This is a genomic window from bacterium (genome assembly GCA_013360195.1).
GTDB lineage: Bacteria > Electryoneota > RPQS01 > RPQS01 > RPQS01 > JABWCQ01.
This window is the reverse complement of the sequence record JABWCQ010000015.1, coordinates 15,774-39,214: the sequence shown is the minus strand read 5'-3', so window position 1 is coordinate 39,214 and position 23,441 is coordinate 15,774. Positions and strand designations below refer to the sequence as shown.

The window sequence follows — 23,441 nt, the reverse complement described above, 5'->3', positions numbered from 1 at the left end:
TACGGGCTGATGGTCGAAAGGTGATCAAATGCAAGCACCGTGACAGGCCCAATTTGCCAATTCCCGAGATTTCTTGCCAAATCTGACAAGCCGCGCCAAGGCGGCACTACTACCTGCCATTCTGGCGGTATCAACCGCTGCCATTTTCATTCGCTTTGCAGATGTTCCTCCCTTGGCGGCGGCGTTCTGGCGAGGGGGCTTTTGCGCGATTTTGTTTCTCTTTGCGCTGTTTTGGCCGACAGTTCGAGCCGCCCTGCGCGAAATGTGGCCGGGAAAGCTCTGGATGATAGCCAGTGCATCAATGATTATTGCACTTCATCAGGTCTGCTTCATTACCAGCCTTAGTTATACGTCTATCGCGGCGTCAACGTTTCTGACATGCACTCAACCCATTTTTACAGCAATCCTTGGATACATATTCCTCAAGGAAGTTGTAAGTCTAAGGAGCATCCTGGCAATTGTTGGCGCGATTCTCGGCATGGCCGCCATTACTTTCGGTGGAGGGAGCAGTGAAACGGCACTTTGGGGTAACATCCTCGCCCTTGCGGCATCTGTTTTAGCCGCGATATTTGTCCTTTTTGCCCGGCGATTTCGCCAGACCACCCCTCTAGTTCCGTTCATGCTGGTGTTACATATGTCTGGGTCGATCTTTCAAGCAATTCTGGCGTCCTTTGCGGACGTCTCGTTGGCAGGATTCTCTACCAACAGCTGGTTTGCCTTACTGATGCTTGCGCTGGTCCCGACTCTCATCGGACATACTTTGCTGAACTTCGCAGTCGGCTACTTGCCCGCGTTTGTCGTCTCCGCCTCAATTCTGGGCGAACCGGTTGGCGCAACTCTCCTTGGTTGGGCGGCATTTGGAGAAGTCCCGGCAGGCTGGACTTTGCTCGGCGCGGGACTCATTGTCATGTGTATCTTAATTATTGTACTCGAACCCCGTACTGCCGCTATCGTCGAGCCATCCCGCGATTAATTATGAACGAAGTTATCTCACTAAAGAACGTCACATTTCGCTACGGTTCGACACTTGCCTTGGAGAATATCTCCATGGACGTTGAACGCGGAGCATTCGTTGGTCTCATCGGTCCGAATGGAGGAGGAAAATCCACGCTCCTCAAATTGCTCCTCGGGCTGGAAGTTCCCCAGCAGGGAGAGGTGCGGATATTCGGAGAAGACCCTGGCACTGGAGCAAGGTGGCGAAGCAAAGTCGGCCACGTTCCTCAACAGCGGGAATTTACCGCGCGATTCCCGGTAAGTGCCCGGCAGGTGGTAGCTATGGGATTGCTAGCTCGAGGACTGCCAAGCCACTCCGTGACAAAGCAACATGAATTAACAGAGGCCGCACTGCTGCGCGTCGGTATGTCAGAACACGCAGACAAGACATGGTGGACCTTATCCGGCGGCCAGAAACAGCGAATACTCATTGCCCGCGCACTTGTCCACGAACCGGAATTGTTGCTGCTTGATGAACCTACCGTCGGCGTGGATGCACGTGGTCAGGACCAACTCAATCAATGGCTCACTCAATGGCGGGACGAGCGGAACCTCACCGTAGTCCTTGTTTCACACGACATAGGAGCTATTTCCCCGGTTTGTGACCTGCTCGCGTGCTTAAATGTCAATTTGCACTTCCATGATCAGCCGGAGAAGCTTTCCGGTGCTGCTCTCGAGAAGACTTACGGCTGCCCGGCAGAACTGGTTTTCCATGACCGAACGCTTCCGCATCGCGTGGTAGGACACCATGAGCACTGAGATCATACTCACATTATTAACAGCCAGTCTGCTTGGCATAGCCTGCGGAGCCCAGTCGTTCCTTGTTGTGCACCGACGGATGGCATTCATGGGTCACGGAGCATCGCACGGCATGATTGCCGGTGTTGGACTGGCGCTTTTCCTGCATTGGCCGGTATTTCCTGTCGCTCTTCTATCCGCATTGGCCTTCAGCCTCGGTGTCGGCCTGCTGCCGAAACGCGATGATATCTCATCGGACAGCGCGATCGGAATCATGCTTTCTGCCGCTGTGGCAACCGGTTTGCTTTTGTCAAGCGTACACGATCATGTTCACGCAGACGACTGCGGCGGAGGTCATCTCGAGGAATTTCTGGTCGGCTCACTCACACAGGTTCATGTCGGTGATGCATACTTTCTTGCCGCACTTTGCGTCGCTGTTATTACCCTATTGTCCGTGTACTGGCGTCAACTGCTACTGTTTCTATTTGATCCTGAAGGCGCACGCACAGCCGGTTTACCTGTAACGGCCATCCATCTGATGAGTCTGAGCATACTTGCAGTGACTATTGCGCTGGCAATGAAAATTGCTGGTGTGTTGCTGGTTGGAGCTTTGATAATTATACCGTCCGTGACTGCTGGACTGATTACTCAATCCGCTTCACGTGTTGTGGTGATTTCAATCGTGATGGGTGCGCTCGCCGCTCTTGCCGGATCACTCGTCGCGGTTACTTACGGCCTGCTGCCGGGGCCTATAATCGTTCTGCTCCTGTTTGGAATCTTTCTTGTCGCACGACTCTTCGCCGGCAAACGACAATAACAGAGCGGGCGGCCAATGGCCGCCCGCATCACTTTACAAGCTTTGTAAGAGGTTGCCTATTTCAGCAGTGGTGCGAGTACCAGCGCCACTATGGCCATAAGCTTGATCAAGATGTTCATGGACGGACCGGTCGTATCCTTAAACGGATCGCCAACGGTGTCTCCCACTACGGCGGCTTTGTGAGCATCTGAACCCTTGCCTCCGTGAGCTCCGGACTCGATGTACTTTTTGGCATTGTCCCACGCGCCGCCTGCATTCGCCATAAACAGCGCCAATAAGACGCCAGACAACGTTGCACCGGCAAGAAATCCGCCCAGGGCTTCCGGACCTAAAGTAAATCCAATCAATATCGGCGCGATAACGGCCGATACACCCGGCAAAATCATTTCGCGGAGAGCTCCCTTGGTCGAGATTTCCACGCATCGTTCAATGTCCGGCTCCACACCCGGCTTGCCTTCCAATAGTCCTTTGATTTCCGTGAATTGACGCCGGACTTCGTTAACCATTGCACTTGCTGCGCGGCCAACAGCTGTCATCGTCAATGCTCCAATCCAAAATGCCATCATTCCACCCAGCAACAGACCAATCACTACATTCGCGCTGACAAGATTTATGGAATCAATGCCGACGGCCGTCGTGTAAGCGGAGAACAATGCCAATGCGGCCAATGCGGCTGAACCAATTGCAAAGCCCTTGCCGATTGCAGCCGTGGTGTTGCCCAGGCTATCCAGCTTATCCGTAATCTTGCGCACTTCCGGCCCAAGGTGGGCTTGTTCCGAAATTCCTCCGGCATTGTCCGCAATTGGGCCGTAAGCATCTACAGCCATGACAATCCCTACGGTGGCAAGCATGCCCATACCGGCAATTGCGATTCCGTAGAGATCTGCGAAGTAATAACTGATCCAGATGGATCCGCCTATCAATATAATCGGGATGGCGACTGATTCGAGACCTACAGCCACGCCCGTGATGATTGTGGTCGCTGAACCCGTCGTTGAGGCCTTGGCAATGTTGTGAACAGGTTTGCTCGATGTATAGTATTCCGTTATTCTGCCTATCAACCCACCAACGATCGAACCTGAGACCATTGCCCAAAAGACGCCCAATTCAAGCTTTAGAGAAGTTGTCACGAAGTAGCCCATTACCCAGAACAGAATTCCGGAAATTAGTGTTCCAGACGATAGCGCCTTGGCCGGGTCACCTTTTTGAAAAAGCCGAACGGCAAATATGCCAATTGAGGAAGCGATGAGCCCGGCCACAGCAAGATACATCGGATAGCTCATGTACGCCAACTTCTGAGCTGCATACGCGGCACCTGTTCCCGCGATGGCAATTGCCGCAACGATGGAACCGACGTAGCTTTCGAACAAGTCCGCTCCCATTCCGGCCGTGTCGCCGACATTATCGCCAACATTGTCCGCGATAACCGCTGGGTTACGAGGATCATCTTCATTCAGATTGTATTCCATTTTCCCGACCAGGTCTGCTCCCACGTCTGCTGCCTTAGTGAAAATGCCTCCGCCAACACGGGCAAAGAGCGCAATTGAGGAAGCTCCCATGGACATACCAACCAAAGCGTCCTGGACGTTTACGTTAGGACTGGTGTCAAGCGCATAATACAAGCCTCCCAACCCAATGAGTCCTAGTGAGGCAACTGCCAGACCCATAACCGCACCACCGGAGAAGGCAGTAATCAGAGCCGGACCCTGTCCCTTTTCCTTGGCAGCCCATGTGGTACGAACATTGGCAATGGTGGCCGCGTTCATGCCGATGTAGCCGGCCAACATGGAACAAGCCGCACCTACGACAAACGCGTATGCGGTCTCATGATCAGGATGGAACACAAACAGAAGTATCGCAATGATCACCACAAAGAGAATCAGAATCTTATACTCTGCCTTCAAAAACACCATCGCGCCTTTGTGAATCTTCTCGGCCAACCTCTGCATGTGCTCCGTGCCGGGGTTCTGGCGGTTCACCATGCCGTAGATTAAGAAAGCGAGCAAGAGTCCGGCGATTCCGGCGACCAACGAAACGATTCCTGGATTCAAGATTTGCTCCTATTTTTATTGCTCAAAAATCCATTTATGGATATGAATATACTCAATTTCGGTGTCGCAGCGCAAGCAGTTTTTGATGACAAAAGACAATTGCAGGTCTTGATGTTTGATTCTTATTGTCTTATACTTGTGGAACATTGTGAATCCAAGGACAAGGCCAGGCCGTGAGGACAGAGAAGAAGCCAATCGTGCTGCTACAAAACTGCGCTATTGTTGCCGGGGTTAAAACGGTTCTGTCTGCCCTCGATCTCTTGGTCTATCAGGGAGACCTTTTGATTGTTGAAGGGCCAACTGGAAGCGGAAAGACCTCGCTCATTCGCACTTTGAGCGGCGCATTGCCGCTGGCTTCCGGTTATGCCGAAGTGGCTTCGATTTCCCTGCGGCCGCTTCCCGCCCGCAGAATACCGCCGTTGCGGAGGCAATTGGGTATCGTCACTCAGCACCCGCTCTTCATGGATGAGGAGAGTGTGCTCGACAATGTGGCGCTACCGCTCAGGATAGCTGGTGTGGCGTCAACGGAATGCCGAGCGCGAGGAACAAAGGCCCTCCTTGAGGCAGGTTTAGCGGGTGCCGCCATGCGCCGGCCAAGCGAACTTTCCGGAGGTGAACAGGCAAGGCTGCAAATCGCTCGAGCGTTAATCCACCAGCCATTGCTTCTTCTTGCCGATGAACCTTTTGCCCACCTCGACACGGACTCTGTCGAGCTTGTAGAATCTCTGCTCTCATTTGCGCATGCTCGCGGCACGGCTGTGCTTCTTACGACACACCGTCCGACGTTGCTTGCCTGCAAAGCAAAACGGTTGCACATCAAAGATGGCAGGTTGGTTCAATGAGGCTGGTGATCAGGGTCGTCTGGACAACACTTTTTGCGCGACCAACGCTTTCATTTCTGACCATATCCCTTCTCGCCTGTGCGACGACTTTCCTTTACGGACTCTACGCTTCAGTGGAAGTAGTCGACTCTTTGCGCAACGCCTTTATTCAAGAGCTGGCCGTTGAAATCGAACTTTCTGACTATAGCGACTCGACACGGCAAGTTTATGAACATGAATTGAAACTGAGGCCCGATGTACTGACTGTGCAAACACTTTCGGCACGTGAGGTGTTGGACGAAGTTGAGCGAGAACTTGGTGAGTCACTGCGAGATGTCTTGACGGAAAACCCATTCCCTCCCATCTTTCGAGTTAGATTGCGCAATCCGTCTCCTGACGCACTTCAGAGCTTCACTGAAGAAGTATCAGGCTGGCCAGGGGTGCTGCAGGTCATATACCCGCGGTCGCTGTGGGAGAAGTTTGATAGCCTGCTTGCGGCGTTGCGGGGAAAATTCGCTGTTACGGCAGGCACGTTCGCTTTGGCTTGCTGGGTACTGGCTGGGCTCTCTTTACGCGCTATTTTCAGGTTCAGATCGCCAGTTTGGCAACTATTGCTTCTGTACGGGCTCGAACTCCGTTCTCTGTTCATCATGCGAATCGTTCTGGCAGCGTTCATTGGGTTGTGTGGAGGGTTGATGTCCGTTGCGGTACTCTACTTTGGGCGACGACTAACGGAATGGCTGTTGCTCACTCAGGTGACACTGCCCTCAAACTGGGTACTGGGTTGTGTGCTGGGGGCGATACTTCTGGCTCTTACGGCAGGAGTTTGGGTACCGCGCCTGGCGAGATACTCGTGAGTGCAAATCAGGCCTTGATTTGCAAATCTTAGCTTGACATTCGACAACGGATTTTGTACCTTCTGGGCCTTGTTAGCACCCATAGCTCAATTGGTAGAGCAGTTGACTCTTAATCAATTGGTTCGGGGTTCGAGTCCCTGTGGGTGCACAAGCTAAAGCCCTGCTAAAACATTGTTTTGCAGGGCTTTTTCATTTGGCGACTTTGTTCATATGTTCAATCGTAAGTCCAGGTTTTAACAACGAGTATCAACTAATCTGGCGCGTTTCTGGCGCGTTTTTTTGGCGGGGGACCGCGCTCTGCTAGGCAGACTTGCATTAACCTAAAAGAACAGGAGACCACTTTGGCCTCCTGTCTAGTAAGTCAGTTTCTCAACGGTTGCCGTTAAGTGGTCCCTACTTAGATGGCTGTAGATCATCGTGACCGATATGTCGTGGTGGCCCAGAAGTTCCTGCACCGACCGAATATCGGCACCCGCCATTATAAGGTGCGAAGCGAAACTGTGCCTTAGCGTGTGCAACGTGATTCCGCTTAGTCCGGCGTGTCGGGCCGCGCTACGAAAATGCTGGCCTAGAGTCCAGTAGTTTACCGTTAGGACGCGCTCATCTGGCCGGCAGCCTAGGGCCTTCATCTCTGTCAGCATTTGGAGCAGGCTAACGTTTAAGGGAATGCTACGTGACTTGCCGGACTTGGTGCGAAATCCCTCCCTATTTCGGACGATAAGCACTTTGCGATTCAGATCGACATCCGACCATTGCAGGTTTATGATCTCGTTGCGCCGCAGACCTGTCCACAACGCAAGGTCGACAACGCGCCGAAGTTGCGTGTCATCTCCGATTGCATCCCGCAGACGCTGAATTTCTCCATCGTCGAGGAATCGCATGTGCGTGTTTCGCGGCACGCGGTTCAACTTGACCTTTGCCGCTGGGCTCGTGGAGGTCAATCCTCGCTGTGCAGCCCAAGACATGGCTGACTTCAAATGTCGAAGTACAACGTTTGTCGACGTCGGCGTCACCTTCCGTAGCAGGTGCAGCCTGAACTCCTCGATTCTGTCCGTGGTGATTTCGGCTAGGGGAACATTGCCCACGAACTTCGCGAAAGTCTGCAGAGCGTATCGATCTGTCTTCACCGTGCTGCTAGATTTTGTGGCGACGCAGTAGTCGAAGTACTGTGACATGAAATCCGAAAAGGTCATGCTGCCAGTTTTTGCATCAGGCCAGCCATGGAGCAGGAGTTCCCGTTCTGTTTTTGCCGCAATTTCGCGAGCCTGGCGACTGCTGACCGCACCGAGCGACACCCTCTTTCTTCGGCCGTCATGAACGATGTCGAGAAAGTACGTCCGCCCCTTCTTCCTTTCCTTCCATCTTACCGTGACAGGCATTATTTCAAGATCCTCCTGATAGTTTCCTTTTCGATTGGTTTCGGCGGTAGCGATCCATTGCGCACCCACTCATCGAGTTCACGCACATTCAGTCGAATCAGATTCGACTCGGGCAATCGGTGGAATGGAATGCTCCCTTCGTGAATGTATTGGTAGATTCGGGTGCGCGAAATCCGCAGACGATCAGCCGCTTCCTCCGGCGTGAGCCATGGGGCGCCACTGGAATCAGCGCGAGACTCTCGAAGAATTTCGAGGATATCGTCCAGCTTTTCGCCTACGGATTTCACCTACTCTGCCTTATACCCGAATTGTTGGTCCATTTTGGCTATGACGGTCACGGGAAGAAACCAGTCTGCTAATTGATCCCCAAGTAGAACGATTATCATGGCTTAGCCTGTTTAAGTCGAATCTCTCGGCGCTTTCCACGACCAATCGATATTTCTTCCCATGTGACACCAATCCCCATTAGTTCTTTAGTCCCCTCCCGAAGCAAGGCGACCAACGAAGCCGGCGCGGATACAATTGTATTTGGCAACATGCGGTTAAGAACGATACACAAATTGTCGACAGTTCCTGATATCGTAACTTGCTCCGGGCTGGTTTCAACTTTGATGAAGTTCATTCCGGCCGCTTCTGGAGCTTCAACCGAGAAGATTGCGAATTTGAACAGTTCGCGTACAGCGCGTATAATGGCGATCTCACTGATGTTGTCCTTGCTGTGGGCTTCTGCTTGCGATCTCCCCGCAACTACGACTTTGTGGAATCCTGCACGAACCAGCGCTTCGCTCTGCATAGCATTTGAAATCTCATTTGACAGTTGAAGCGGCTCACCAGTATCCTGCGTTAGCCTCCATATCAAGGCAGAAAACGACGGGGTGCAAGCAATCGTATAATCGTTTCCTTCGAATCGCAGTTTGCAGCCACCCTCAACGGCCCAAAACTCCCCACCATTCGCTTCTAGCCATTGAATCAGAATCAAAGCAACACGAAGATCCGATAACCTCGCAGCACGGACGCGCATTAGGATAGGTTTTAGGGCAATTGATTTGAGATTTAAGTTACATAATTCTTCCCAAATTAGATTCTCCGTCCATTGGGATTCAACTCCAAGGATGTCCTCGACGGCGTCCCGCCAGTATCCCAGATGCTGTTCAGAAAACGTCAGAACTTGCGAACGTAGTATCGGACGGGCTGCCTCTATACTCTCGGCCAACGGGTCTCCAAGGAAGAGAATACCGGCGCGCGCAAGACTTTTCCTGACAGAATTGTAGATTGCGTGCCAGACTCTCAAATTTGGTTTTCGCCGAGAATCTTCGGAATCTGTGGAAGCGTTGTTGCTCCAACTTGGGGGAACAACACTGTGTGCTGAAGGATTGTCAACTTGACCTTGGTCAGGGTCGAAATAGTCCAACGAGATGTTGGAGCCAACGCTGTATTGTGGTGTCGATTGAGAACCTGGCGTGCTCGGCCACCGTGGGATGAAGTCGCGAGCAACTTCAAGAAATGGCTCCGCAATGTCGAAAAGTCGCCCAAATTCTTTAACACTAATCTCGTCTAGAACGGAAGGAAGTTGAGCCAATCTAGTTGGAGATTTGTTTGAAGTGTCGAGCATAGCGCTGCATCCGTTTTTCGTTCCGCCAAGTATTTGACTACCTATGATTTCAGACTTTCCGTTGAAATATGGTAGCCATACAACATCTTCGATGTGCTGTTGTGTGCGAAAATGGGGATATGGAAGGACTCGTACCCCGGTATCAAGTCCCATGCTTAACAAAAGAGCTTGAAGCGTCAGCCAACTACGCCCGAGGTCAATCTCGCGCTCGAAAAGCAACCACACTTGGAACATATCTTCGTTCAAAAGCGCGCTCCGCTCCAGATGAGTTGGGATATCATAAGTTGTGGTAGCGAGGGTGCATTCGTCTGAATCGTTGGACAACGCGCTGAATACCACGTGTTCTTGACGAAATGCATTGACAAGGCGCAACGCGCGTTTCAATGACGATTGTGGGCGGTCCCCTATGATTGGAAAAACCTGGGCAACAAGGTAGTTGGTATCAGTCACGCCTATCGAAGGCACAATACCAACCCGTTGAACGCCATCCAAATGTTGGTTCACCAGAAGGTCTCTTTGGCCCCGCATCCCGAATCGTCCGATGAGCGCCATTGAAGGCGCGATTACCAAATCCACTTTCCCCTGATTTACAAACCTTATCAAAGGGTTGTCTTTTTTTGATTTCATTTTTCTTGAAAGTTGACTTTCATGCTGTCGAGTTAAACCCACTCCCGCAATTCGATTGCGACTCCGGCGGCGACGAGGCGAGATATCAATAACCTGTACTGTTCGTTATATATCGTCAGCAGCGGTCTGACACCCTAAATTCAGTGCCTATTCAAACCCAGCGTCTATCGCTTGCCAATCGCCTGATTCAATTTGTGATGAAGAACAGCGATCGGTTCTCTGACACTGCTGTCCTCTCGGATTTCGCCGATCATGCGTCGAACACAGTCCAGACCATAGAGCCCCCCACATGTCGCGATCCGATTGGTAAGAGCGTCTCGCTGCTTCATATCTTGATAGCCGTATCGATTACAGAATTCAGAGCAAATCTCTGCGGCATCTGACGACTCTTCAAATGGCCCACCAAACCCAGACATCAATTCCGCTATAATTTCGCTTCCAGTTGCGATGCTGCCATTTGGCCGCGCGAAGGTTGGGGGATTGGTAGTTGATTTACCTTCTCTTTGCTTTGCTGCATTTTTCGGAGCAGAAATTCCAAAAGCAGAAGATTTTTCGCGCGAATATTCACGGTCTCTGGCAATTTTCTCAGCGAGCGGCTGGTGCGTGAACCAATCATGGACGGAGTAATCCGGCGCGACGAATCCCGCGTCTTGCAGTGCTATCAAGAGCTCGTCCGGCTTCCCTGCAAACCAGCAGAAATCCGCGATGATGTCGGCGTCCTCAATTCGAATCACGGGAAGCAACGCGTGATTGCCGGCCACGTAGTTCCAGAATCGGATCAGAATCGCAAAGGCGTCCATTTCGGATAGTGCCAAGAGCCGTCTGAACCGAATGAACTTCCTGTTTCCGGTAAGGTCGGTTGCGACGTTGAATCGCGTGATGGCTTGATTACGAGGTCTGCCGCGGTGTGCGATGATCGCTCTTTCTTCTCTAACTACGGCCAGTTTCAGTCGGCATCTTTTTTACTCCAACAGCCTTGACTGGAGGTCGCACTCGTCTCGTTGCAAATCGGTGCGAATCCAAATACGGATGCATGTGATTTGGAATGTGAGTGACCGTGAACAGGACAAATGAACTCAATGGTGGCGAAAGAGTCAACCGTACCGTGCTGTTTTTTATGTGGATACATTGGCTACTGTGGTCTGTGTAGCCAGAGGAACCAGCGTTTGATTATTGCTTGGGTCCTCTTTCAAGCCTCTCGCGAGGACAAAAAAAAGAGCTCAGACAAAAAATCTGAACTCTTCCCTCGGAGTTAATGATTCAAAGTGTTTGACAGCTCACGATCTGAACTTCTTGAGCCACTCCAATTCTCCAACAACGTTATGGACTGACGACTTAACCCTGAACGGGTCTCTGCAATCGTCCATCTTCAAACCGCATCGCTCTTGATGTGAAGAGAATGTCTTTCCTCCTTTAATCGAGCTTCCATCCTCCCGCGCAAGAAAGCCAAGACTTTTTGCCAAGTGCTCTCGTTCGGTCCTAGAATGCGAGAGACGCAGCATTATTCTTCGACCAATTAGGTAGTTTATCATACGATCCGACGTAAACTCGAGTAGCTTCGCCAAGTTTCTTTCCTCTCCTTTGTCAACTTTTCCCTTACTTAAGTTTAGACTATTGAAATCCACAGGTCGCGTTCGCCGCGAGTCATTATCAGGATAGAAAAATCGTTCAGCTATGTCGGCAATGAATTTCTCAGCCTCGCCTTGATTCTCATCGCTCATTAGTTGCCAGTACTCAGAATAGTCTGCCGAGAATGTTCCAGTATACTTAAACGTTGGAAGAAACTCACGAAGTCGATCCTGACTTGGCAATCTAGGAACCTCAATTGGTACGGATACCAAGCGCGGTCTAGGTTGAGATTGAGCGAATTCCAGCTCTGGCAATTGACAATCATCAGATGGAATAAGCCCAAATTCCAGGAAATGCCTTTCAGCGAAGTCATTTGCCAGCTCTCCTTTGAGTTCGTCGGCCACGTCACCAAAGAAACCGTAGAGCCGTTCACTTTCCGCCAGATCCGATGCGCTCTGTCCATAGTAGAAATAGACTTGTCCAAACTTAGTAGCTTCGGAATTAGGCGCTTGCGATAGTCCTCGCCATACATTTGATGCGAATATAGGACTACACTGAACATACGCACGAAGGTGTCTATCAAGGTCGGCCACACGTCCAATTAAGAGATCTCTTGCTTTCCAAAGGTCGCCGCTCTGAATTCGAGAAATTAAGTACACGAAGAAGAAATGCAGCAGTGTTTTTGTATTGATTGAGTTGTTTGCATAAATGGGATCCGAAATCCGCGATGCCATTTGCCTCCATTCTTCATTTGTTTCACCGGAAGACGATTTACGAAGTAGGTCGTTCAAGCAATCTCTTGTTTGAAGTATCAGGTCGGAGGCGCTCACGATTTGCAGCAGCTGTAAAGACTCCTTTAAAGACTTAGCATTGAAAAGTCCATTGACTTCTTCGTTGAAAGACACGGGCCAGCTTCCATTGGGATTCAAACCTACAAACTCCTGAAGCTGCATCGCAACGGCGATTCGGAGACGAAGGTACTTTCTATTTTCGGACGATATCAACCCTAGATTTACATACTTTTCAAGCTTCTCGTCAATCCATACGCTGGGCACATGAAGCTCCACGGAGTTAGGCTTGGCGATAAAAGATTCGACTCTTGCCAGGGTCGCATCGTAAGCTCGTCGAATCCTGGCCCTATTCTTGTCTTGATCAATTGTCATGCTTTAGACAGTATGAAACATACTAATTGCTTTAACTGCGATCGATTCTGCTCAACAACGAGACGATTTTACGTCTTTTGTCGGAGCGAGAGCGTGCGGAAAACGGGTGATAATCAGGTCAATATCCACGATTCGAATCGGAATTTCAAGATTGGGGGGAACGACTTGGCTCGAACCCGCAAGTTCAGTCGGGCCGCCCGACTGAACTTGCAGTCCTAATCTTCACCGCAATTATCCTGACACTGCTGTACCAAATGCGCTAACGAAAGAAAAGTAGATAGCACACTTACTTTCAATATATTTTTTATGTCTCAAGAAGTACTTAGTCATGCGGTCCTTTTAATTGATAAGCTAGAGATATACGCTTGAGCGATCAGCTTTGAAGGAACCCAAAGAGCCATTGATAAGAAAACAGCAGATATGACATCTACCAAGAGATGCTGTTTTACAAAGAGCGTCGAAGCTGAAACGAGTATGGTGTACAGCAAATGTAGAGAATTAAACAAGGTTAACTCTCTTCGTTGCCAATACATAAGTAAAACCGTCCATGCTATAAGGGAATGCATGCTTGGCAATTTGTTGGCGCTCGGGCGAAAATCTAAAGAGTATATTATCGCAAGTACCTGTTCGGATATCGAGTTTCCCAATGAAGTACTCTCAAGGTGTACTGGAACTGCAATATAAAGAACAAAGGCAACTATTGAACACAATCCAAGCGAAATGGATCCCGCCACAATACTAACGTCTTCTGTCCTTAGGAATATTGGAAACAACGGCAGTCCGTAGAAAGAAATGTAGATCCAAACAAACTCGGGTATAAGTGGAATCGATTTATCGACAGGTGTTATTAGGTTTACTGAAGCAAAGGATGACGCACATACCCCAACACCAAGAAAAAGTAGTAGCACAACTACATAGACAATGATCCACCCAGTCTTAAAATGCAATTGTGTGTGGTGTGATTTGTCTAAGGACTTATTCTGTTCTTTCATTTAGGCGCATCCTCAACCTAAACTTCCAGTTTCGGTGTATTCACAAGGGGTACAAGCGACAAACGAACATATTAGCAGAAGGCGATCTAAATAGCACTTGTGCTAAATCCGATAATAAAACCAATCATATACTCATGCTCGCTCGGAGTCTCGCTTGTAGTATTAATACCCAACTGTGGCAATCTGGGGTACAGTCCTGAACCTCCCAGCGCACTCCTATAGAGACTGTTGGACTGCACCCCATTTTTTGGAGTCGGTATCCACTTAGTTTAGGCTGCGGTTTGGGTTTGTTTGTATTGAAGTTCGTATTCAACGGGGGGCACGTAGCCTAAGCTTGAGTGCAGCCGTTCTTGATTATAGACCAAGTTGATGAAGTGCTTGATCTGACGCTTCGCCTCTTCAGGCGTGCGGTAGTCGGACAGATAGACTTCTTCTTTCTTCAAAGTTTTGAAGAAGCTCTCGGCCACCGCATTGTCGTATGGATTGCCCTTGCGTGACATACTGATTTGAACGCCGTGCTGCTTGAGCAGATCGGTGTACGCGTGGCAGGCATACTGCACACCGCGATCACTGTGATGGATCAACCCCGGCGGCGGCTGGCGTTCGGCAAGGGCCACGTTCATGGCCTCGATGACCAGATCAGCTTCCAGGCTTTTGGACAGCGCCCAACCCACAACTTTGCGTGAGTAGGCATCGAGGATCACAGCCAGATAGACAAAGCCCAACGGCAAGCGGATGTAGGTGATATCCGCTACCCAGATGCGATCTGGCGCATCCGGCCACTGATTCTGATAGAGGTTCGGGTAGACAGGGAACGCGTGCTTGCTGTCTGTTGTAATCGTAAACCCGCGCAGTGGCCTGACCAGCAGGTCTGACTCTTTCATGATCTTCAAGACAAGCTTGCGGTTCACAATCACCCCCTGCCGACGCAGCTCGGCGGTGATGCGCCGATAACCATAGCCAGCCTTGTGAAACGCCAGCGTTTCAATCCGGTCCTGCAAATCAAGTCGTCGCGTCAAGCGATCTTCCGCTGTCCGTGAACAATAGTACTATGTGCTCGCGGGCAGATCCATCAGCGCACATCCTTCTTTCCGCGTGAGCGTGCCCCGGAAGAAGGCGACGGCTTGACGGCGTTCTGCTGTTCCTGAAGCCGGGCGGTTTTTTTTAGAAACTCGATCTGTTCTTCCTTCTTCCCGACTAACCGCTGCAAATCGGCCACTTGCTGTTCAAGCGCCCGTACCTCTGCGGTCGGCGCCGCGCCGGTCGCTTCTCCCCCCAAGCGACCGGATTTGTAAGCCTTCTGCCAGAGCAGAATCGTGTTCGCAGACACCGAGTGTCTGCGAGACACTGAAGCCTGACTCGCTCCTGCCAACACTTCCTGCACCACCTGAAGCTTAAACTCGTCTGTAAAACTGCGTCGCTGTCGCGCCATCCAAAGCTCCTTCCTCTGTTCCCACAAACTTAACACTTATTGGAGACTCTCTCCAGTCCATGGGGTGCAGGTCATGTTCTTCATTATCACGACCATAATTCTCAAGAAATGGCACCACTCGACGATCATATTGTGGATTTGCTAGCTAAAAATGTCATCTATAAGTTTTGCCCATGTTTCACCAAGCAGAACTTTGATCAGAATACCAATTAGTATGACGTTTATCAAAGACGAGAGCCCATAAATCCACGGCATTCTAAGATCCTTGTATTCCAGATAGTCAAGCTTCTTCCATATTTTAAATACATGTAGTTGAATATAGTACCGAGGAATAGAAAACACCCAAATCCCGAACATAGCGAGGATCACTATTGATATGTCGTACTGATAACCAATGTTGCTTTCATTCTTTTTCCAAAGGAACATGTTAACAGAGAGCATTAGAATTAAAGCCTTTGAAATCACCACAAGTTTAGAAAGCGGGGCCAATGCGCGCTTGATCTTGCTTTCATCTCGCCACTTGTAGAGGTCATTGTCAGACCTTGTTAGAAGTTCTGTTTTCAAATGCGCGCCTAGTCTTGCTGCTGTACTAAAAAGTTTAAAGTGCGCCATTCCAACCCACGAAATCAGAAACAAGAGAACAAAGTTTACAAGGATGTAGTAATATCCGAGTAACGAAAAGCCAACATTTGGAGAAGGCATGCTCATGAACCAGTATGTAGAAGAGTAATGCATCACATCATGCACATAGCCAACCGTTCCGAACAGTGAAATCAATAAGATGATAACTGCAGATAGTACATTGGGTTTGTCACGTTGCGGTCTGTGATCAAACATGTTTGTTTCGTCGCTTCTTTTCAAGTCTTCGTCTAACGTGTATATCCTACCTAGGAACGCGAATACAAAGACCAAGTAAACGGGGACTACAATAGCGTAGTTAAGTAGATTCTCAGTATCCTCAAGAAACTGTTTCGTTAAAGGATTCTTGTCAGGCCAAAAAGTTCCGTCGGTCAATGCCCATACACCTTGAACGATTAGAAGTATGAGCACAGAGTAGAAATAGGCCTGGATAAGTTTTTTGTTGAAGCCAAAGCTTCTCAGCGGAAACTCGAACACTGCTGGAAAAGCACCACGAATCGCAGCACCAAGTAGCCTTCTTGCAGCATTGGGTAGCCTATCAAACACTTCACATATTAGACTGTTGGTATACTGTCTTGCGTTCATATTAGTGAGGAACCAGTTTTCATCATCGGCGCGCTATGAATAAATATCGATTTCTGTAAAGACTCGGGAAACGTACTCGAAGTAGATTATTGATGAGAGTATTGCTACCATATGCTATTTCCATAGGAACAGACAATTCTGACAAGGAGGAGGATCACAACCTGCAAGCAAATCCCGACGTATGTTTATCCATAACTCGTTGGAAAGCAGGCTGTGGTAGTTCGCAACAGGGGAAACGCTTACGTTCTTGAACAAACAACAAGGATGGGGCGCGCCTTCCACGTCAAAAAACATGCCCCCCCATGGCCAGCGGCATTTTTCGGAATACACCGATGCTTTTATACGATACTTCTTTGATTTTCTCTTGATAAGCTCTTCGATAGCTGTCGATGCTTTCTGATCAATCGTGTCCTTTTGAAGTTCGTCTGAATACGCAGCTCTGTAATTCGCCTTCGGCTGTAGGAATTGAAACCGCAGATGCTGCAGGATCTCGTACGCTTTTGCGAGAACGAAGAAGTTATCGAGTTCTCGGATGTTTGAACGAGTTAAGGTTATCCATAGTCCGTAACGTGGTCTGTTTCTCCTCACTCTATTGAGATACTCTAGATTGTTAGTCAACACCTCGAAGTCACTGCGATCACCTCGAAAGTTTCTATAAGCTTCTGAACTGGTACTCTCCAAAGAAACATTTATCTCGTTTATCCAAGAACTCGGAAGCCTCTCGACTACAGAACTTGGCAAGTTTAAGTTTGTACATGTTAAACAGTATATACCACGCTTTCGAGCTATAGCTGCATATTCAAATATATGCCCATTTAGGAATGGTTCGCCTTCCCCTTGCAAATTGAGAAATAGTGTGTTTGGAATTGCGTCAAGAACTTTCAGGAACAAGTCCGGTTGCATTAGTCTATCCCTATTCCTAAGCAATGGTCGAACACAGAATTTGCACATCAAGTTGCATGCGGTAGAAACCTCAATTTCAGAGTATATCGGATCATTGTGAATATCAGACTTTCTTAGGGAGCCCAGTAGTTTCAGTACATTACGAACTCTGTCTTTGAAGAAAGAAAGCCGAAAAACGGCACCGGAAGAAATTGCAAATCTCAAGTATCTCAACAGATATGCGTTCATGGCTTAGAGTTTCGATTCCAGTAATTAAGAAAATCACCTTCCAGTCTTACGCCGCATACGTGTAAAATGTAGTAGGCGACCAACGCGAGGCACTTTGAGTATTTCTTGTGTCTCCGCGTAGATGTGCTAACATGAATATCATACCTGTTCACTTGTCCTGCGGCTCGCATACGTTTGAAGTAATCAATTTCTTCCAAGACGCAAAGTTTCTCGTCAAATCCTCCAATATTACCATGCGCTTCGCCCTTCACCAGCATACAGCAACCAGAAATGACCGAGAGAGATCCAAGTCCAAAGACTAGCTTCGAATACCCGTTAAAAAGCTGAAATGCCAAATGCCTTTGCCCCATATCCTTGAGAGGCTGAATAGGAAAGCAGGCTGCGACATATCTGTTTGCTTCGAAGTCAGGCAGAATTCTCTCAAGAAATCCACTAGGTATAATCGTGTCGGCGTCAAGAAAGACAAAGAACTCGGCCTTTGCAAAACGGGCGGCGTTATTTCTTCCAACAGCAGGCGAGCCTCCTTTTACAACCAGTACGTTTTCTTGTTGACACATTTGTTGAGTTCGATCAGTTGATCCAGCGTCAGCAACGATTATCTGAGCCAATGGATATGAAGCTCTAATAGACTTGATTGTCTTCAGAATGTAGTCTGACTCGTTTAGTGCTGGAATTAGAAATGCAACGTTGTTCATAACTGTAGCGATCATAGTTAACACCCTGTGCAATGTGATCGCACTTAGACATGGAAAGTACTTTCAGACAAAAACAGTTGCACATTCATTCTGGATACACATGCTGCATTTAAGGGTTGAATCAAACTCGGCGATGTACCAACAATTCACGTCAACAATAGGACAGCATTCACAGTGATCTGGGGGAATGATATTACCATTCCACTTGGGATCAAACAAGTATAGTTTTGCACAGATTACCAATACCTGATGCAAAGCAATACTCTGCATTGCGGGGTCGACCGACCGTGTTGTAATGCACCCGCCACTGCTCGTCTAGGAATCGCTGAAGAATGCGCAATGCGCGCTGGAGGTGGTTTAGGTCGGGCATTTATACATAGTCCTAATCCTTTTGTGCCAAATGCGCTGGCGGAAAACAGACGCGGATTACTTTTGGATAATGATTAGCAAGCTCGCAGGATTCCAACTAATGCCTAATTGTTGTCCCAGCGAATCTTCCCCTCTCTTGCGCCTCGCTTTGCTCATCTTGAGGAAGCAGCCCAATCAACTGGCGAATGACCGCTTTTAGTGCTTCAATGTCATTCGATTGAACAGCTGCTGCAGACTGAGCAAGAAGGCGCTTTGCAAGTGCCGCATCACTATATGCTTCCTTGCGCGACTTCAAGTACTCAAGGTACTCAATCCAAAACCAAGGCTGACGTTGAACAATGACTGACCCCAAGGACCATAATTCATCTTGCTTCGCTCTTATTACCTCAATTGCATCATGCTGAATGGCCACAGACAAGTCACGTTCCATGATGCGGAAGTACTCTTTCTCGCGCGAGGTACCATATTGCGTCACTATCTCTCTGGTATTCATCAACTGCTGTTGTGCGGCTTCTATTGACTGCGGGAGCTCCAGTATGTCCTCAATGTAATCCACTGCCGCTCGCATGTCAAGCAACTTTTTCTCGGCCTCGCCACGGGCATCTGCGTCACTTTGGGCAGCTCTTACCTGTCTGTCTACAACATCTACAATCTGCGCCTGCTCTAGCCGCTCCACTTCTTGGAGGGCCTTAGTAACCTCTAAATCGGCTGCCTTCACTAAGCATGATGTGAGACGCTCGTGCTCTTCCCGGAATTCATCTGCAAGACTTTGCGGGGATTTTGGTTCATAGTGGGATTTGAACAAGTCATCAAACTCTTCATCCAGAACAGGAACATACGCTTTCACTCTTATTACACGTGATGTGTCTATTTCAACAACGATCTCAACATCGCTGCCATATGGGATATCTCGCTTCACTCTTGGATCATCCGGTCGGATTTCAAGATACCCGATAAGTCGATTACGATCAGCTTTAGATTCGTGTTCGCCTTCAACAAACGGAATTCTAATTGTATTTCCCTTAGAGGCTGGTTCTCCCTTTCTTAGTGCAACAGCGCATTTATGCTTGACCGCAGGTGTTTTTGCTGGCAATCCCTGACCTTTCCTAAGCAGTAAATCGAGTTTATTGTTCGCCTGCGCGATGCCTATGGAGTGCGGTAACGGAGGGCTGGTGATTACCATTCCAACCGTATAAGTGAAACCGCCTGGAGTGCATTGTAGTACTGTTCCTTGTGGGTCCATCAGCCTTATCACATATTCATTGCGGCGTCCCTTTTCTGCGAGAATTTCCGTGAGAAATGTGCCGATTTCCGTGAGCCGGTGAACTCCGCTTCTCCACTTGCTTCTTTCTTCTGACACTTCAATTGTGAAGCCATTGAATGATTCTACTTTCGGATGAAAAACGCGACCACCAATTGTAGGATTTGTGTCGCTTCCTACGGGCTCATACTCTAACATGATCGTGAAGCCTGCAGCCTTTGTTGCCTTGGTGGCAGTATCGAGTTTCTGTGTCCCTGCGAAGATGGCCGCCCCGCGTGCAACAACTGTGAGCGGATCAATCGAATGATCTATCGCAGAACCGATTTCCTCCCTTATCTTCTCCTGTAACCAGGGAAACAAGGATGAACCACCGACCAGGATTATCTTTTCGAGGTCATGACCTGAAAGTCCCTTCTCGCTTAGTGCTCGCTTACATAAGCTAACGGCCTGTGTTGTCCAAGGGTCAATGAGGCGCTGTATCTCATTTGGGTTGACTTCAGATGTGAAATCTATCGGATCTCCGTCAGCGTTATTGCACAGGTAATCAATCTCTATAAGTGTCGGCTTTCGCGTCCGAGATACGGCTATTTTTGCCTTCTCTGCTGCGTTCTTTAGCTTACCGAATGCGGCCCGCCATTTTACATTCCGTCGGTCGAAATCTGGCAACGTTCGTTCAGCCGCGAGCTTTGGCACCAAGAGTTTGTCAACGATATCCCAATCAATGTTCTTACCACCAAGAAAATTGTCCCCTGCGTGATTTACTACTTGAATCAGACCATCTCGCACTTGTATGACAGCAGCGTCGAAAGTTCCTCCACCGAAATCAAATACAAGCCAAAATGCTCTTGATATGCTGCTTTGAAAACCATACGCCATGGCTGCGGCGACCGGCTCTTGCAAGAGCGGCGACACTTCGAGCCCCGCAAGCCTAGCCGCTCGCGTTGTTGCGCTGCACTGCGGCTCATCGAACGCGGCAGGAACGGTAATGACCGCCGCCCTTAAATCCTCTCCAAGACCGACGTGTACATCAGACTTCAGGGACTTGAGTACTTCGGCTGACAGCTCTTCAGGTAGCATGGTTTTACCAACACGCTTGAACTCCTTGCGAGCTGGCTCGCCCATTCTCAACTTGAATTCTGTCGCAGCGTTGTCGGGGTCATCGACGAATCTCGCTTTGGCTTCTGCACCAACTCGCAGACTGCCATTCTTGTTGTACCATACTGCTGACGGAGTGAGAACAGAACCATCTTGGTTATTAATGACCTCGACGCCAGTATCTCTAAGCACCGCAACGGAGCTGTTGGTGGTGCCCAGATCTATGCCAAAGTCAATTGTCATCCTATTCAAGATTAGTCTCCTTGGACTGGTCTCCGTCCTTATTTTCGGAACTATTCATTGCGGTTGTACTTTGATTCTCCGGACGAAATACGATTACATCGGCTCTCTGAACGATGTAATCTCTAAAGTAGATTGTAGGCTTGACCGTTTCTCCCACAGTATCCTGAGTTACGTCTGCAGTAGGCTGGATCGCTAGTATGTTGACAGCCATTCCGGACGTATATGGTTCATCAGTGTACGCACGCAACTCGACCTTCGCGTTCTTTAGCGACTCGATTGCCACATCCACGTGTCGCGCAATCTTGATCGTAAGGTCATCAGCGGCACTATTCGATCGGTTGATGGCTGTCTGAATGCGCCACAGAGCGGTAGCAACTACGACGATTGACTGCACAAGCTGGCTGTTCAGTTCAAGATGTGTCAATGTTTCGGCCTTGTTCTTCGTTATCTTCTTGGTTGATTCGGCGCTAGTGTCGTCAGAAAACACCATGGGACGCCTGCGATAATCCATGGTCATCGCCTTGCTCCTGCGTTGTATTGTCGCACCCGTTCGTTAAACGACTTGAGCTTCGCGTCATACAACGAGTACTTACTGATTCTATCTGCGACTAATGCATTGTGCCGCTTTACCAACTCGTTATGTCTCTTAAGCGCAGCGTCATACGCTAGCTTGTTGACGTCCAAACCATTCGCAATCTGCCACTCAAACTTGTTGACTTGCGCGCGATATGACTGAAGCTCATTTTTCATGATCCCCAAGACAGAGTCCAAGCCAGCGATTTCGCCCTCCATTCCCCGTAGTTCAGATCTCTCCAGCTCAATCGCGCTTCTAGTGGACACCAAATCCCGTCGTGAGATCTGATCATTCACAAAGATGAATACTACAATAGCAATAATTATTAGATAGGGGAGTGATTTCCGCCAATTACTTGTTCGCGCATGCGTCGAGATATGGTCCTTCGTGTCAGCGTTCTCTGCTGATGGCTGTACCTTCGCACTCTGCCACCATCCATATATCTGCTGTTTGTACGTCTTATCTTTACATATCTCCCAAGCGCGTTTGAGCAAATCTGCTGCTTTGGAGTAGTCACCATGTTCAGTCGCTTCGTTTGCTTGACCCACCAGAACCGACGCGTGTGCATTGTCGACAGCATCCATACTTGATTCGACATTGACTATCGCTTCGTCTAATCTGCTGATCAGAAGCTGGCTACGAGCAAACCTACGTGCTAAGTGTAAGATAGACCCTACTTCTCGCCATTCATGTGTAGCCTGAACAAACTGTCCTGCACACGTCTCAATGGTATCTGCTACAAGGTCGTAAGTCTGGTCCACTATCAACTTCAACGCAGACGCCGGTTCATAACATTCAATTTCCTCGTCTTCAATGTCCTCCTCGCTGTCTTCGGCTGTCTCCTCTTCGTCGTAAGTTACGAATACGTCAAGCGTCGACAACGGCAACGCGGTATCCTTAACAAGCCTGTTTGCAAGCGCGTGGCCTAATTTGGGTTCATCCTTTAGTTCTGCCCCTACATTCTTGCATGCTGCTTTGACTCGCTCTGTTTCGGGCAGAATGCACTCTTTTACTACTTGGTAGATCGAGTCCTTATCGAACGGGCCTTCGCGGAGACGTGCGAAGGTCGTATGTGCGGACTTCGTGTGTCCACTAGTCGCATGTGCAATAGCAACCCCAACGCTGATGCGAATCACTGAATTAATGAGCGCATCATCAATGACCTCGGCCGACTCTGGCGTAAGTCGAGGATCGCTGATCTCTGCAATACGGGTCTCCAGTTGGACGCGGAAGCCTGGATAGCCGATAGACTGATACCAATAGTGATAGGCTAATTCCCAGTAATTAGCCATCTTCGCAATATCGTCTTGAGCCAGTTGTCCCTTTTTGTGAAGGTTCTCAAACCAGAGCGCCCACGTGTGAAATAACATTGCAAGATTGTGAGTCGCCTTGGAGCGTTTTCGTTTCGTAGTAATCGCCTCGTTCCAAATCGCGATTGCTCCATTTGGATCGTTTTGCTCGAGAAGAAGTATTGCTCGATCATCTGATCCCTCGGCCTCCATCGGCCAGAACCAAAACAGCTCATGCACAATGCGATTGATAGGATCTTGAAGGACATGAATCGCGGCTGTCACTTCGTCGACTGTGATTTCGGCAGAATATGGTGGAACTCTACTCACCTTGATCTCTGACCCGACCTTGAGGGCTGTTTCCAGTCTTTTTCCAATGCGCCGTACATCTGTGGGACTTGCATCCGTTCGCAGCCCAAGTACACGAAACGCGTTTCGCCTGTAGATTTCCGGCGTGGCAATCTCGCCAAGTTTCTCTTCAATAACATGACGACCGGTGCTCATAGTAT

Annotated in this window: 20 protein-coding genes and 1 tRNA gene; 6 read left to right on the top strand and 15 right to left on the bottom strand. The window is 49.2% G+C overall.

Annotation, left to right across the window (positions count from 1 at the left end; all coding sequences use genetic code 11):
* Positions 1 to 73: 73 nt before the first annotated feature.
* From HUU59_10725 to HUU59_10715, 3 genes are read left to right on the top strand one after another with little or no spacing between them, the layout of a single operon-like run.
* Entirely contained in the window at positions 74 to 973 is a 900-nt protein-coding gene (locus HUU59_10725) for a DMT family transporter (GenBank protein ID NUO19912.1), read from the top strand.
* Between the two features lie 2 nt (positions 974 to 975).
* The gene (locus tag HUU59_10720; GenBank protein ID NUO19911.1) at positions 976 to 1,752 is read left to right on the top strand and encodes a metal ABC transporter ATP-binding protein; all 777 of its coding nucleotides are present in this window, start codon (positions 976 to 978) and stop codon (positions 1,750 to 1,752) included.
* Positions 1,742 to 2,548 (top strand): metal ABC transporter permease, encoded by an 807-nt coding sequence (locus tag HUU59_10715; protein ID NUO19910.1) that lies wholly within the window; start codon positions 1,742 to 1,744, stop codon positions 2,546 to 2,548. The genes HUU59_10720 and HUU59_10715 overlap by 11 nt, the downstream gene beginning before the upstream one ends.
* Before the next feature lie 56 nt (positions 2,549 to 2,604).
* On the opposite strand, the gene HUU59_10710 is transcribed toward HUU59_10715, so the two are convergent.
* Positions 2,605 to 4,599 (bottom strand): sodium-translocating pyrophosphatase, encoded by a 1,995-nt coding sequence (locus HUU59_10710; GenBank protein NUO19909.1) that lies wholly within the window; start codon positions 4,597 to 4,599, stop codon positions 2,605 to 2,607.
* Between the two features lie 197 nt (positions 4,600 to 4,796).
* On the opposite strand from HUU59_10710, the gene HUU59_10705 reads away from it, so the two are divergent.
* The 3 genes from HUU59_10705 to HUU59_10695 all read left to right on the top strand — a co-directional run bounded on the left by HUU59_10705 (position 4,797) and on the right by HUU59_10695 (position 6,425).
* Positions 4,797 to 5,441, top strand: a complete 645-nt coding sequence (locus HUU59_10705) for an ATP-binding cassette domain-containing protein (protein ID NUO19908.1) — start codon at positions 4,797 to 4,799, stop codon at positions 5,439 to 5,441.
* Complete coding sequence (locus HUU59_10700) at positions 5,438 to 6,277, top strand: hypothetical protein (protein NUO19907.1); 840 nt, start codon at positions 5,438 to 5,440, stop codon at positions 6,275 to 6,277. Before HUU59_10705 ends, HUU59_10700 begins: the two co-directional genes overlap by 4 nt.
* Before the next feature lie 75 nt (positions 6,278 to 6,352).
* Positions 6,353 to 6,425 (top strand) — tRNA-Lys (locus HUU59_10695).
* A gap of 205 nt (positions 6,426 to 6,630) precedes the next feature.
* On the opposite strand, the gene HUU59_10690 is transcribed toward HUU59_10695, so the two are convergent.
* The 14 genes from HUU59_10690 to HUU59_10625 form a co-directional block, all read right to left on the bottom strand.
* A complete protein-coding gene (locus HUU59_10690) occupies positions 6,631 to 7,656 on the bottom strand; it encodes a tyrosine-type recombinase/integrase (protein NUO19906.1) in 1,026 nt (341 codons plus the stop codon).
* On the bottom strand, positions 7,656 to 7,943 hold the full coding sequence (locus tag HUU59_10685; GenBank protein NUO19905.1) for a helix-turn-helix domain-containing protein: 288 nt from the start codon (positions 7,941 to 7,943) through the stop codon (positions 7,656 to 7,658). Before HUU59_10685 ends, HUU59_10690 begins: the two co-directional genes overlap by 1 nt.
* 95 nt (positions 7,944 to 8,038) lie before the next feature.
* Positions 8,039 to 9,895 (bottom strand): hypothetical protein, encoded by a 1,857-nt coding sequence (locus HUU59_10680; GenBank protein ID NUO19904.1) that lies wholly within the window; start codon positions 9,893 to 9,895, stop codon positions 8,039 to 8,041.
* A gap of 164 nt (positions 9,896 to 10,059) precedes the next feature.
* Positions 10,060 to 10,710 carry a hypothetical protein gene (locus HUU59_10675; GenBank protein NUO19903.1) on the bottom strand — a complete coding sequence of 217 codons (651 nt, stop codon included), beginning with the start codon at positions 10,708 to 10,710 and terminating at the stop codon, positions 10,060 to 10,062.
* 462 nt (positions 10,711 to 11,172) lie between these two features.
* A complete protein-coding gene (locus HUU59_10670; protein NUO19902.1) occupies positions 11,173 to 12,627 on the bottom strand; it encodes a hypothetical protein in 1,455 nt (484 codons plus the stop codon).
* Positions 12,628 to 12,953: 326 nt separating this feature from the next.
* Complete coding sequence (locus HUU59_10665) at positions 12,954 to 13,619, bottom strand: phosphatase PAP2 family protein (GenBank protein NUO19901.1); 666 nt, start codon at positions 13,617 to 13,619, stop codon at positions 12,954 to 12,956.
* A gap of 269 nt (positions 13,620 to 13,888) precedes the next feature.
* Entirely contained in the window at positions 13,889 to 14,638 is a 750-nt protein-coding gene (locus HUU59_10660) for an IS3 family transposase (protein NUO19900.1), read from the bottom strand.
* Positions 14,639 to 14,691: 53 nt separating this feature from the next.
* A complete protein-coding gene (locus tag HUU59_10655; GenBank protein NUO19899.1) occupies positions 14,692 to 15,051 on the bottom strand; it encodes a transposase in 360 nt (119 codons plus the stop codon).
* A 141-nt stretch (positions 15,052 to 15,192) separates the two neighbouring features.
* Positions 15,193 to 16,236, bottom strand: coding sequence for a hypothetical protein (locus HUU59_10650; protein ID NUO19898.1), 1,044 nt, complete (start codon positions 16,234 to 16,236; stop codon positions 15,193 to 15,195).
* 153 nt (positions 16,237 to 16,389) lie between these two features.
* A complete protein-coding gene (locus HUU59_10645) occupies positions 16,390 to 17,406 on the bottom strand; it encodes a radical SAM protein (protein NUO19897.1) in 1,017 nt (338 codons plus the stop codon).
* On the bottom strand, positions 17,403 to 18,101 hold the full coding sequence (locus HUU59_10640) for a glycosyltransferase (GenBank protein NUO19896.1): 699 nt from the start codon (positions 18,099 to 18,101) through the stop codon (positions 17,403 to 17,405). The genes HUU59_10645 and HUU59_10640 overlap by 4 nt, the downstream gene beginning before the upstream one ends.
* A gap of 466 nt (positions 18,102 to 18,567) precedes the next feature.
* Positions 18,568 to 21,078 (bottom strand): Hsp70 family protein, encoded by a 2,511-nt coding sequence (locus HUU59_10635; GenBank protein NUO19895.1) that lies wholly within the window; start codon positions 21,076 to 21,078, stop codon positions 18,568 to 18,570.
* Complete coding sequence (locus HUU59_10630) at positions 21,071 to 21,586, bottom strand: hypothetical protein (protein ID NUO19894.1); 516 nt, start codon at positions 21,584 to 21,586, stop codon at positions 21,071 to 21,073. The genes HUU59_10635 and HUU59_10630 overlap by 8 nt, the downstream gene beginning before the upstream one ends.
* Positions 21,583 to 23,436, bottom strand: coding sequence for a hypothetical protein (locus HUU59_10625; protein ID NUO19893.1), 1,854 nt, complete (start codon positions 23,434 to 23,436; stop codon positions 21,583 to 21,585). Before HUU59_10625 ends, HUU59_10630 begins: the two co-directional genes overlap by 4 nt.
* Positions 23,437 to 23,441: the final 5 nt, after the last annotated feature.